Annotated in this window: 12 protein-coding genes; 1 reads left to right on the top strand and 11 read right to left on the bottom strand. The window is 67.6% G+C overall.

Annotated features, from left to right (window positions below; all coding sequences use genetic code 11):
• Positions 1 to 199: 199 nt before the first annotated feature.
• Positions 200 to 1105 (bottom strand): LysR family transcriptional regulator, encoded by a 906-nt coding sequence (locus CCR98_RS17340; protein ID WP_087923568.1) that lies wholly within the window; start codon positions 1103 to 1105, stop codon positions 200 to 202.
• A 117-nt stretch (positions 1106 to 1222) separates the two neighbouring features.
• Between CCR98_RS17340 and CCR98_RS17335 the strand changes: the two genes are divergently transcribed.
• Positions 1223 to 1996: an SDR family oxidoreductase gene (locus CCR98_RS17335; protein WP_087923567.1), complete on the top strand. Its 774-nt coding sequence runs from the start codon at positions 1223 to 1225 to the stop codon at positions 1994 to 1996.
• Between the two features lie 171 nt (positions 1997 to 2167).
• Here CCR98_RS17335 and leuB read toward each other — a convergent pair whose 3' ends face one another.
• From leuB to CCR98_RS21135, 10 genes are all read right to left on the bottom strand, one after another.
• The gene (gene leuB, locus CCR98_RS17330; protein ID WP_087923566.1) at positions 2168 to 3232 is read right to left on the bottom strand and encodes a 3-isopropylmalate dehydrogenase; all 1065 of its coding nucleotides are present in this window, start codon (positions 3230 to 3232) and stop codon (positions 2168 to 2170) included.
• Positions 3222 to 3800, bottom strand: a complete 579-nt coding sequence (gene leuD / locus CCR98_RS17325) for a 3-isopropylmalate dehydratase small subunit (RefSeq protein ID WP_087923565.1) — start codon at positions 3798 to 3800, stop codon at positions 3222 to 3224. The genes leuB and leuD overlap by 11 nt, the downstream gene beginning before the upstream one ends.
• Entirely contained in the window at positions 3800 to 5218 is a 1419-nt protein-coding gene (gene leuC / locus CCR98_RS17320) for a 3-isopropylmalate dehydratase large subunit (RefSeq protein ID WP_087923564.1), read from the bottom strand. The genes leuD and leuC overlap by 1 nt, the downstream gene beginning before the upstream one ends.
• Positions 5219 to 5278: 60 nt before the next feature.
• Complete coding sequence (locus CCR98_RS17315; RefSeq protein ID WP_087923563.1) at positions 5279 to 6052, bottom strand: class I SAM-dependent methyltransferase; 774 nt, start codon at positions 6050 to 6052, stop codon at positions 5279 to 5281.
• A 10-nt stretch (positions 6053 to 6062) separates the two neighbouring features.
• Entirely contained in the window at positions 6063 to 7649 is a 1587-nt protein-coding gene (locus CCR98_RS17310) for a 2-isopropylmalate synthase (protein WP_087923562.1), read from the bottom strand.
• A complete protein-coding gene (locus CCR98_RS17305; protein WP_087923561.1) occupies positions 7646 to 8737 on the bottom strand; it encodes a threonine dehydratase in 1092 nt (363 codons plus the stop codon). The genes CCR98_RS17310 and CCR98_RS17305 overlap by 4 nt, the downstream gene beginning before the upstream one ends.
• Positions 8738 to 8833: 96 nt before the next feature.
• Complete coding sequence (locus CCR98_RS17300) at positions 8834 to 9085, bottom strand: ACT domain-containing protein (RefSeq protein WP_087923560.1); 252 nt, start codon at positions 9083 to 9085, stop codon at positions 8834 to 8836.
• Positions 9069 to 10805, bottom strand: coding sequence for an acetolactate synthase 2 catalytic subunit (gene ilvG, locus CCR98_RS17295; RefSeq protein ID WP_087923559.1), 1737 nt, complete (start codon positions 10803 to 10805; stop codon positions 9069 to 9071). The genes CCR98_RS17300 and ilvG overlap by 17 nt, the downstream gene beginning before the upstream one ends.
• A gap of 39 nt (positions 10806 to 10844) precedes the next feature.
• On the bottom strand, positions 10845 to 11819 hold the full coding sequence (gene ilvC, locus CCR98_RS17290) for a ketol-acid reductoisomerase (RefSeq protein WP_012512037.1): 975 nt from the start codon (positions 11817 to 11819) through the stop codon (positions 10845 to 10847).
• Between the two features lie 65 nt (positions 11820 to 11884).
• A complete protein-coding gene (locus CCR98_RS21135) occupies positions 11885 to 12385 on the bottom strand; it encodes a hypothetical protein (protein WP_157721544.1) in 501 nt (166 codons plus the stop codon).
• Between the last annotated feature and the right edge of the window lie 23 nt (positions 12386 to 12408).

The raw sequence follows: 12408 nt of genomic DNA, 5'->3' as shown, positions 1-12408 counted from the left end.
GGCCTGGTGGGTGCCAACCTTGGTTGGCGCTGATGCATGCATCCACGCATGGCGTGGATCTACCGCGGTGGTCCTGGTGGGTGCCAACCTTGGTTGGCGCTGATGCATGCATCCACGCATGGCGTGGATCTACCGCGGTGGGCCTGGTGGGTGCCAACCTTGGTTGGCGCTGATGCATGCATCCACGCATGGCGTGGATCTACTGCAGCTGCAGCCCGGTCCGTAGCACTGGCAGCAGCCATTCGATGAACACCTGCACGCGTTGCGCACGATGCTGCCGATGCGGCTGCAGCAGGGTTACCGGCAACGATTGCGCCACATACTGCGGCATCACTTCCACCAGCGCACCGGATTGCAGTTCGTCCTGCACGTCGTAGCGTGGTATCTGCAGCAGGCCGAGCCCCGCCACACAGCACGCGATCGAAGCCTCGGCGCTGTTCACCCTTACCCAGCCGGGCATCGGCAGTGTGCGCAGCTGGCCACCGTCCTGCCATTCCCACGATTCCACCCGCGCCGTGGTCGGCGACGCGTAGTTCACCGCGCGGTGCTGCTGCAGGTCGGCAGGATGCTGCGGTACGCCGTGCTCGCGCAGGTAGGCCGGCGCGGCAACGTTGACGAAGTCGAGCTGGCCCAGCGTGCGGGCCACCAGGCTGGAGTCGCCAAGCTGGCCGACCCGCAGCACCGCATCGCAGCCGTCTTCGATCAGGTTCACCGCGCGGTCGGTCATGCCCAGGTCCACTTCCACCTGTGGATGGCGCGCGAAGAAGTCGGGCAGGGCCGGGGCGAGGATGCGGCGGCCGATGCGGCTGGGCACATCGATCTTCAGCAGGCCTACCGGCTGCGCGTCGTCTTGCCGGAACAGCGATTCGGCGTCTTCAACTTCGGTGATCAGGCGCAGGCAGCGGGCATGGAACACGTCGCCATCGTGGGTGGTGGAGACCCGCCGGGTCGAGCGCTGCAGCAGGCGGGTGCCGAGCCGCTGCTCCAGCTCCGCAATGGCTGCCGAAACGGTGGAGCGGGGCAGGCCGAGCTGATCGGCGGCGCGGGTGAAGCTGGCGCATTCCACGACCCGGGTGAAGATGCGGAAGCGGTCGATCCGGTCCATTGTTCGCTTGCTCTGGAAAGTTAAGTCAATGTGGCGGGCTTTATCCGCATTTTCTGCACGATATCGTCGTCAGGGCAGGGTTGCCACCCCGGGCAGCCCCCTCCTGAGACAGACGCCATGACCGACCATTCCCTCAAGGGCAAGACCGTGCTGATCGCCGGTGGCGCCAAGAACCTGGGCGGACTGATCGCCCGCGACTTCGCCAGCCAGGGCGCCAAAGCCATCGTCATCCACTACAACAGCGCCGCCACCCAGGCCGATGCAGAAGCGACCGTTGCCGCCGTGCAGGCGGCCGGCAGCAAGGCGGTGGCCCTGCAGGGAGACCTGACGTCGGCGGCCGCGATGGAGCGCCTGTTCGCCGATGCCGTGGCAACGGTCGGCCGCCCCGACATCGCCATCAACACGGTCGGCAAGGTACTGAAAAAGCCGCTGCTGGAGATCAGTGAAGCGGAGTACGACGAGATGAGTGCGGTCAACGCCAAGGCTGCCTTCTTCTTCCTGAAGGAGGCCGGCCGCCACGTCAACGACGGTGGCCGCATCTGCACCCTGGTCACCTCACTGCTGGGCGCATTCACGCCGTTCTACTCCAGCTATGCCGGCACCAAGGCACCGGTCGAGCACTTCACCCGCGCGGCGTCGAAGGAGTTCGGTGAGCGTGGCATCTCGGTGACCGCGATCGGCCCGGGTCCGATGGACACGCCGTTCTTCTATCCGGCCGAGAGTGCCGATGCGCAGGCGTATCACAAGACTGCGGCGGCGCTGTCCGCGTTCACCCGCACCGGCCTGACCGACATCGCCGACATCGTGCCGTGGATCCGCTTCCTGGTCACCGATGGCTGGTGGATGACCGGGCAGACCATCCTGGTCAATGGTGGTTACACCACCAAATAACGCAGCCACGCATGGCGTGGCTCTACTGCGGTGGTGGGTGCCAACCTTGGTTGGCACGGAAGGCTGCATCCACGCATGGCGCGAATCTACAGTAGAGCCACCCCACGGGCGGCTGCGCATGGTTCAATGCCGGGCAACAGCCACGCATGGCGTGGCTCTACTGCGCGGCGATTACGCGCTCAGGCGTGCCAGCACCGCATCCGTTGCGGCAGCGGTGCTCACTGCCTGGCCCTTGGCGGCCAGATCGGCGGTGAACACGCCGTCGTCCAGCACGGCGTGCACGGCGGCTTCAACCGCAGCGGCTTCCGCTTCCAGGCCCAGCGAATGGCGCAGCAGCATCGCCGCGCTGAAGATCGTCGCGTAAGGATTGGCAATGCCCTTGCCGGCGATGTCCGGGGCCGAACCGTGGATCGGTTCGTAGATGCCGACCGCACCCGGCTCGCCCAGCGAGGCCGACGGCAGCAGGCCCAGCGAGCCGGCCAGCATCGACGCTTCATCGGTGAGGATGTCGCCGAACATGTTCTCGGTGACGATCACGTCGTACTCGCGCGGCTTGGCCAGCAGGTGCATCGCCATCGAATCAACCAGCTGGTGCTCCAGCGCCACGTCCGGGAACTCCTCGCGACCGATGCGCGCGGCCACGTCACGCCACAGGCGCGAGGTTTCCAGCACGTTGGCCTTGTCCACCGAGGTGACCTTGCCGCGACGCTGCTGCGCCAGGCGGAACGCACTGCGCAGCACGCGCTCGATCTCGGCCACGGTGTAGCGGCACAGGTCGCTGGCGCTGTCGGTATCGCGGGTCTTGTCGCCGAAGTAGATGCCGCCGGTCAGTTCACGCACCACCACGAAGTCCACCCCCTGCAGCAGCTCGGCCTTGATCGGCGAGGCGTGCAGTGCGGCTTCGTGGGTACGCACCGGGCGCAGGTTGGCATACAGGCCCAGCGCCTTGCGGATCGCCAGCAGGCCCTGCTCCGGGCGCACCTTGGCGTTCGGGTCGGACCACTTCGGCCCACCGACCGCGCCCAGCAGCACCGCATTCGCGGCCTGGCAGGCCGCCAGGGTCGACGCCGGCAGCGGCTCGCCGTGGCGGTCGATGGCGATGCCACCGATATCGTGCTCGCTGAAGGTGAAGGTGTGGTTGAAGCGTTCGGCGACGGCCTTCAGGACGGCAACCGCGGCGGCGGCCACTTCCGGGCCGATGCCATCACCGGGCAGGACAACAATCTCAGCGTGCATGCTCACTCTCGTAGCGTTCGATTTCAGGGACACGGCCCAACAGATACCCCAACTGGTCGACACCTTCCAGCAGGCAGGTCTGCGAGAAGCCATCCAGCGGGAAGGAATAGACGCGGCCGTCCGGCGTGCGCAGTTCGCGCGAGGCCACGTCGATGGTCAGCTCATCATCCGGGCGCTGCATCAGCGTCTGCACATCGGCCTCGTCCAGTACGATCGGCAGCAGGCCGTTCTTCAGCGAGTTGCCCCGGAAGATGTCGGCGATCTCGCTGCTGACGATGGCGCGCAGGCCCAGGTCGGTGAGCGCCCACGGCGCATGCTCGCGCGAGGAGCCGCAGCCGAAGTTGCGGCCGGCCAGCAGAATGCTGCGGCCGGCGTTGTGCGGCTGGTTGAAGGCGAAGTCGGCCACTGGTGCGCCATCGGCCTGCCAGCGCCAGTCATTGAAGGCGTTGCGGCCCAGGCCGGCGCGCTCGGTGGTGGACAGGAACCGCGCCGGAATGATCTGGTCGGTGTCGATGTTGGTCTGGCGCAGCACCACGCTGGCCGAGGTCAAAGTACGGAAGCCGGCCATCACGCCACCTCCTGTGCGAACAGTTCGCGGGTATCGGCAACGTGCCCCTTCACCGCGGCCCACGCCGCGCTCATCGGCGAGGCCAGCAGCGTGCGCGAACCGGGGCCCTGGCGGCCCTCGAAATTGCGGTTGCTGGTGCTCACGGCCAGCTGGCCGGGCGCGACCAGATCGCCATTCATGGCGATGCACATCGAGCAGCCCGGCTCGCGCCATTCGGCACCGGCCGCGCGCACGATCTCATGGATGCCTTCGGCCTCGGCCTCGCGCTTGACGATCTCCGAGCCCGGCACCACCAGCATGCGAACGCGGTCAGCGACGCGACGACCACGCAACACCTGCGCCACTTCGCGCATGTCACTCAGGCGGCCGTTGGTGCACGAGCCGACGAACACCACGTCCACCGGCGTACCCGCCAGCGCCTTGCCGGCCTGGAAGTGCATGTAGTCCAGGCCCTTCTGTGCGGCGGCATCGTTGGCTGCGGGAATCGGCGCATCCACTGCGATGGCGGTGCCCGGATGGGTGCCCCAGGTCAGGGTCGGGCGGATATCAGCGGCGTCGATGTGCACTTCGTTGTCGAAGCGCGCGCCGTCATCGCTGCGCAGTTGCCGCCAGCGCGCCACGGCGGCGTCGAAGTCGGCGCCCTTGGGACCACGCGGGGTCGCGGCGACGAAGTCGAAGGTGACCTGGTCCGGTGCCACCATGCCGGCGCGTGCGCCGGCCTCGATCGACATGTTGCACAGGGTCATGCGCTGTTCCATGTCCATCGCTTCGATGGTGCTGCCACGGAACTCGATCACGTGGCCGGTGCCACCGTTGACGCCGATCACGCCGATGATGTGCAGGACCACATCCTTGGCGCCGACGCCCGGCGCCAGCGGGCCATCGACGGTGATGGCCAGCGTCCTGGCCTTGCGCTGCAGCAGGCACTGCGTGGCCAGCACGTGGCCGACTTCACTGGTGCCGATGCCGAACGCCAGCGAGCCGAACGCACCATGGGTGGAGGTGTGGCTGTCGCCACAGACGATGGTCATGCCGGGTTGGGTAAAGCCCTGTTCCGGCGCGATCACGTGGACGATGCCACGGTTGTCCGAGGCCATGTCGAACAGTTCGATGCCGTGCTCGGCGCAGTTGCGCGCCAGCGTGGCGACCTGCGCCTCGGAAGCGGCGCTGGCGTAGGGCAGCGTGCCGTCGGCGGCGGCCGGCAGGGTCGGCGTTGAGTGGTCCATCGTCGCCTTGGTCCGGTCCGGCCTGCGCGGCGACAGGCCGCGCTCGCGCAGTTCGGTGAACGCCTGCGGCGAGGTCACCTCGTGGATCAGGTGCAGGTCGATGTACAGCACGGCGGGCGCGCTGTCGGATTCAGGGACAACCACGTGGGCGTCCCACAGTTTGTCGTACAGGGTGCGGGGTGCGGAAGTCATGCGTGTGCCTGGCAGAAGTACGAAGTTGCGGACATCGGAAAAGATAACGAATGGATCATGTCAGCGGCGACGGGCAAGTACCCGCAGCCGCACGTAATCGGCCAGCGGCTGGCCGGCGGTGTTGCGCGGCAGATCGGCCAGCAGCGCGGTGGCGGCCTCGCGCACGGTGGCGCGTGCCTCGGCCGGCAGGTCGTCCAGCAGTGGTGCGGCGAACACCCGCAGCCAGCCGGCTACGCCGGTGGGCAGTGCGGTCGGGCGCGGCGTGCACTCGATCAGCTGCACCTGGAAGCCATGCTGGCGCAGGCGGTCGGCGTAGGCATCGGCAGTGGGGAAGTACCACTGGAAGGCGCTGGCACCGTGGCCGTGGGCCACGCGCGCGGCCTGCACCGCCGCGATGATCGTGGCCACGTTGCCATGGCCGCCGAACTCGGCGACGAAGCGGCCCCCGGGGCGCAGCGCGCGGCGCACGCCTTCCAGCACGTGGTCGGGACTACCCATCCAATGCAGTGCCGCGTTGCTGAACACCGCATCGAACTCGCTGTCGAACGACAGCGCGTGGCCGTCCATCACCTGTGCATCGACGCCGCGCGCACGCGCAGCGATCACCAGCTCCGGCGACGCATCCACACCGTGGATGCGTGCACCGCTGAGCGCCAACTCAGTGCTGAGCACGCCGTCGCCACAGCCCAGGTCGAGGATGCGTTCACCGGCGCGTGGGTCGAGCAGGCGCGATACCGCGCTGCCGAGCAGTGGCACGAAGCCGGCGTCGATCGCATAGTCCTGGGCATTCCAGTGCTGCCCTGCGGGCAGTGCCGTGGTGTCGAAGGCGCTCATGTCGGGTTCCTCAGGCGGTGGCGGGGGTGGGAACGTCGGTGCCGCTGTGGGTGGTGGCCTGGCGCTGGCGCAGCAGGCGGTTGGCTACATCCAGCCAGGCCAGCGCGGAGGCTTCGATGATGTCCTTGCTGGTGCCGGTGCCGTCGTACTCCACGCCTTCGTGGCGCACGCTCAGGTTGGCTTCGCCGCGCGCATCGGCGCCGATGCCGACACTGTGCACGTGGTAGCTGTCCAGCAACAGCTGCACGCCGGTGGCAGCCGACAGAGCGCCGAACAGCGCATCGACCGGGCCGTCGCCCTGCGCGGTCTCGGCGACGCGGTTGCCGTCCGGGTCGGACAGTTCGACCAGTGCATTGGCGCGGCTGCCGACGTCGCTGATGGTCATCGACGCCAGGCGATATCCCTGCGCGTTGGAGCCGCCCTGCATCAAGGTTTGCAGGTCGGCATCGGTGACCACGCGCTGCTGTTCGCACAGGCCCTTGAACTGCTCGAACACCAGCTTCAGTTCGTCTTCGTCCAGCCAGAAGCCCAGCGCACGCAGGCGGGCTTCGACGGCGGCGCGGCCACTGTGGCGGCCCAGCACCATCTGTGAATCCTCCCAGCCCACGTCTTCCGGCCGCATGATTTCGTAAGTGCCGCGGTGGCGCAGCATGCCGTGCTGGTGGATGCCCGATTCGTGCGCGAAGGCGTTGGCACCGACGATGGCCTTGTTGCGCTGTACCGGCATGCCGACCAAGCGCTGCAGCAGCTGCGAGGTGCCGACGATGCGCGGGGTGTTGATCGAGCTGTCCTGCTCGTAGAAGGCCTGGCGCACCTTCAGCACCATCGCGATCTCTTCCAGCGAACAGTTGCCGGCACGTTCGCCGATGCCGTTGACGGTGCACTCGACCTGGCGTGCACCGCCTTCGATGGCGGCCAGCGAGTTGGCCACCGCCAGGCCCAGGTCATTGTGGCAGTGTGCGCTGAAGATCACATTGGCGGCATTCGGCACGTCGGCGACGCCGGCGATGACCTGCTGGAACATCGCGCGGATCTCTTCCGGCGTGGTGAAGCCAACGGTGTCTGGCAGGTTGATGGTGGTGGCGCCGGCGGCAATGGCCACGCGCGAAACCTCGATCAGGTAGTCCAGCTCGGTACGGGTGGCGTCCTCGGCCGAGAACTCGACGTCGTCAATGTAGGAGCGGGCCAGCGAGACGTGCTTGCGTACCGACTCCAGTACCTGCTCGCGGGTCATCCGCAGCTTGTGCTCGCGGTGCAGCGGGCTGGTCGACAGGAATACGTGCAGGCGCGGGTTGGCTGCGGCCTCCAGGGCACGTGCAGAGGTCTCGATGTCGGCCTGCAGGCAGCGCGACAGCACTGCCAGGCTCAGGCTCGGGCGGCGCAGTTCGCGGCCGATCAGTGCCATTGCTTCGCGGTCGGACTGCGAGCTGGCCGGGAAGCCGGTCTCGATGATGTCCACGCCCAGTTCATCCAGCGCACGCGCCATCACCAGCTTCTGCGGCGGGCTCATGCTGCAGCCGGGGGACTGCTCGCCGTCACGCAGGGTGGTGTCGAAGATGCGGATGCGCGGGGTGGTAATTCGTTCGATGGTGGTCACAGGGAAATCTCCTCGACAGCGGGTGCGACGGCTTGCAGGGGGGAAGGGGAAGGCATGGGGGATGCGGGAGCGCTGGCCTTGGTCGGCGAGCGCGGGGTTTCACTGCGCCGTCGCCGCGGTTTGCGTGGCGGGCGCGGACGGATGTCGGTGAGCAGGCCGGCCAGTACGCCGGCATCGATGTTGCCGCCGGAGACCACCGCGCACTTGCGGCGGCCGGCGACACGGCGGCCCGCCGCCAGCGCCAACGCACCCGCGCCCTCGGCGATGATGTGTTCCTCCAGCGCCAGCCGGACCAGGGTTTCGCGCAGTTCGGCCTCGCGCACGATCACCACATCGTCCAGCAGCGAGGCGCACAGGCGGCGGGTCAGGAAGCCGGGAATCTTCACCCGGACGCCATCGGCCAGCGAAGCGACGGGGGCGATCTCGCGCACGTCGCCACGGATCGCACGCGCCATCGAATCGACACCTTCCACCTGCGCGCCGACCACGCGCACGCCCTGTGATTTCAGTGCCAATGCAACGCCGGAGGCCAGCCCACCGCCGCCGATCGGAACGATCACCACGTCCGGCGCGTGTGCGGCCAGCTCGATGCCGACCGTGCCCTGCCCGGCGATCACATCAGCATCGTCGAACGCGGACAGGAAGCGGTAGCCGTGGCGTTGTGCCAGTTCGACCGCGAAGGCGTAGGCCTCGTCATAGCTGGTGCCGTGCTGGCGCACGGTGGCGCCCCAGTGGGCGACGCCGGCGATCTTGGTGGCCGGTGCGCCGTGCGGCATCACGGTGATCGCCGGCACATCCAGGCGGTAGGCCGCCCACGCCACGCCCTGGGCATGGTTGCCGGCCGAGGCGCAGATCACCGGCCGGGTATCGCCGCGCTCGCGGCCGGCCAGCAGCGCGTTCAACGCGCCGCGCACTTTGTAGGACCCGGTGCGCTGCAGGTTCTCCAGCTTCAGCCAGGTGCCGAAGCGCTCGGCATGGTGCAGCGGGGTAGGCGGCAGGAAGCGGCGCAGCCGGGCCTGCGCCGCCAGTACGTCGGCGACGCTTACGTCGCCGACATCGCTTTCCTGGCTGGCATCAGCGGCCGGCATGGGCCACCCGCGGGGTGCGGGCGACCGCCGCATGCGGGCACGGGCGGCGAAGAAGACGCCTCCGTACCGGCACCGTGGTCGCTACGGTACGGGTGTTCATACGGATGCTCCTTCCATGGCGGTGACCTGCACGGACACGCAGTCGTAGATCTTCTCGATCTGCCGGCACAGCGTTTCCGCCGGGCGCTGGCCATCCACCACCAGCTGCAGGTGCCAGCGGCCATCGTCGGCGGCCACCGGCGCACCGCTGATCGCACGCGGCGCGAAGCCACGGCGTTCGGCCATGCCGATCACGCGCAGCAGCGCGCCTTCGGCCGGGTGCAGCACCAGGTCAAGCCGGTATTGCATTGGGGGTCTCCTGGCGTGCGTGGGCGGGATTGCTTTCCAGCATCGTGCTGTTGGCGGTGTTCGGCGGCACCAGCGGCCACACGTTGGCGCGTGCATCGATGGCCACGTGCAGCAGCGCCGGGCCGGGCTCGGCCAGCAGCGCGGCCAGCCCACCTTCGACGTCATCCCGCGCGTCGATGCGGGTCGCGGCAATCCCGAACACCTGCGCCAGCGCCACGAAGTCCGGGTTGTCGGACAGGTCGATCTCGCTGTAACGCTCGGCGAAGAACAGCTCCTGCCACTGCCGCACCATGCCCAGCGAACTGTTGTCCAGCAGCACGATCTTCACCGGCAGGCGGCAACGCGCGATGGTCGCCAGCTCCTGCACGTTCATCATGAAGCTGCCGTCGCCGGACACCAGCACCACGGTGCGATCGGGGCAGGCGAACTGCGCACCCATCGCTGCCGGCAGGCCGAAGCCCATGGTGCCCAACGCGCCACTGGTCAGGTGGTTGCGCGGGTGGTTGAAGCGGCAGTGCTGCGCCACCCACATCTGGTGCTGGCCGACATCGCAGGCGATCACTGCATCGGCCGGTGCCAGCTCGCTCAGGCGCTTCAGCAGCGCCGGGGCGTAGATGTGCTGGCCGGGGGCGTCGTAACGCGCAGCGAAACGATCACGATGCTGTGCACAGCGCCTGCGCCATGCGTCCTGGTGGGCCTTGGGGGAGGGGAAGGCCGCACGCAGGGCGCGGATAGCATGGCCGACATTGCCGGGCACGGCGACATCGGCGCTGCGCAGCTTGGAAATCTCGTAGGCGTCGGCATCGATGTGGACGACACGGGCGAACGGTGCGAACTCGGCCAGCTTGCCGGTGGCACGGTCGTCGAAGCGTGCGCCCAACACCAGCAGCAGGTCGCTTTCCTGCACCGCCATGTTGGCCGCGCGGGTACCGTGCATGCCCAGCATGCCCAGCGACTGCGGGTGGTTGGCCGGCAGCGCGCCCAGCCCACGCAGGGTCATCACGGTGGGGATGGCACTGGCCTCGACGAAGTCGCGCAGGTCCTGTACCGCGTCGCTCAGCGCGATGCCACCACCGGCGTAGACCACCGGCTTTTCGGCGGCTGCCAGTGCCGCGATGGCCTCGGCGATGGCGACTTCGGCCGGCGCCGGTGGCGGTTCGACGCTGCTCGGCACGTGCGCCGGCAGATGACTGGCATCGGCCAGCTGCACGTCCTTGGGCAGGTCGATCAGCACCGGGCCGGGCCGGCCCTCGCGGGCGATGCGGAAGGCATCGGCGACCACGCCCGGCAGGTCATCGACGCTGCGCACCAGCCAGCTGTGCTTGACGATCGGCATGGTCAGGCCGAACACATCCAGTTCCTGGAAGGCGTCAGTGCCCAGCAGCGGCGTGGCGACCTGGCCGGTGATGCAGACCATCGGTACCGAATCCAGCATCGCGTCGGCGATGCCGGTGACCAGGTTGGAGGCGCCCGGGCCGGAGGTGGCCACGCAGACGCCCACCTGGTTGCTGGCGCGGGCAAAGCCATTGGCGGCCAGTGCCGCGCCCTGCTCATGGCGGACCAGGACGTGCTTCAGCGACGAATCCACCAGCGCGTCGTAGAACGGCATGATGGTGCCGCCGGGATAGCCGAACAGCGTGTGGACGCCCTCGGCCTCCAGCGCCTGGGTCAGCCAGCGCGCGCCGTTGGGCGCCGCGCTGCGATGTGTGGAAGAGTTCATGGGGGAACCTTGCAAAGCGGGTGGGGGAGGGCCGCGCGGTTACGCGGCCTGTCCTTGCAACCAGACCATCTTGGCGCGCAGTTCCTTGCCTACCTTTTCGATCGGGTGCTCCAGGTCGGCCTGCTTGAACCTGTTGTAGTTCGGCAGGCCCGCTTCGTACTCGGCCACCCAGTTCTTGGTGAACGTGCCGTCCTGGATGTCCTTCAGCACTTCCTTCATGCGCGCCTTGGTGCCGGCGTCGATCACCCGCGGGCCGCTGACGTAGTCGCCGTACTGCGCGGTCTCGGAGATGAACTCCAGCATGCGCGAGATGCCGCCTTCGTAGAACAGGTCGACGATCAGCTTCAGTTCGTGCAGTACTTCGTAGTAGGCGATCTCCGGCTGGTAGCCGGCTTCGACCAGGGTTTCGAAACCTGCCTGCACCAGCGCCGAGGCGCCGCCGCACAGCACCGCCTGTTCGCCGAACAGATCGGTCTCGGTCTCTTCCTTGAAGGTGGTCTGGATCAGGTTGGCGCGCGCGCCGCCCAGACCGCCGGCATAGGCCAGGGCGTACTCGGCCGCCTTGCCGCTCTTGTCCTGGTACACGGCCCAGATGCACGGCACGCCACGGCCGATCTCGTACTCGCGGCGCACCAGCGCACCCGGGCCCTTGGGCGCGACCAGCACCACGTCCAGGTCCTCGCGCGGCTTGATCATGTCGAAGTGCACGTTCAGGCCGTGCGCGAACAACAGCACTGCACCCTGCTTCATGTTCGGCGCCAACACATCGTCGTAGAGCTTCTTCTGCACCATGTCCGGCGTCAGCACGGCAACCAGGTCGGCATCCTTCACCGCGTCGGCCGGTGCTTTCACGGTGAAGCCGTCGGCTTGCGCCTTGACCTCGGTCGGGCCACCCGGACGCAGGCCTACCACCACGTCGAAGCCGGATTCGCGCAGGTTCAGTGCGTGGGCGCGGCCCTGGCTGCCGTAGCCGATGACGGCGATCTTGGTCTGGGGCAGGTCGTTGGTGCTCATGGGGGAGGTTCCTTGCGGTGGGAAGAAAAAAGAACGGCCGGTCGTCGAGGTGACGTGCCGGCCGGTCAGGGGAAAGCGGTGGAGGAGGCGCCATGCGTCGCACAGGCACAGCGACCACGAGGCGTCGTGGTGGTGCTGGCCCAGGTTTTGAAGTTGGCGTTGTTCATGGTGGTTGCGTCTGAAACCAGGTCCTGAAATGAAAAAACCCGCACCGGGGCGGGTGCGGGTTTTGATGAGTTCCGGTGTGTTTGTTGCTTACACGCTGGCTCGTCCCGCACCTGTTGGTTGGGTAATAAGTACGAGCACAAGAATCGAACGCAGCGAGGCGGCGCCGGTGTCGGCGGCTTCGATGTGGGTTCGCGGTGGCGTGTTGTGATGCAACATGTGATCGAGAGAAACACAGCCGTTTTGGCGATGTCAACCCTGGCGTTGGATTTCTTGTCGGTTTCCAGTGCATCCAGCGCAATCGCTTGTGGCACAAGGATGGTTGCCGCTGAAAGTGTTTCGGTGAACCCGAATTCACTCCTTTCAGGGCGGTTTTTGCGCGGAATCTGGCGGATTTTCACCTTGGTGGGTGCGGGCCTTCGGC

Origin of the sequence: Stenotrophomonas sp. WZN-1, assembly GCF_002192255.1 — a bacterium.
Classification (GTDB): domain Bacteria; phylum Pseudomonadota; class Gammaproteobacteria; order Xanthomonadales; family Xanthomonadaceae; genus Stenotrophomonas.
Note: the sequence above shows the minus strand (reverse complement) of the source record. Positions and strands in the feature narration are given on the sequence as shown.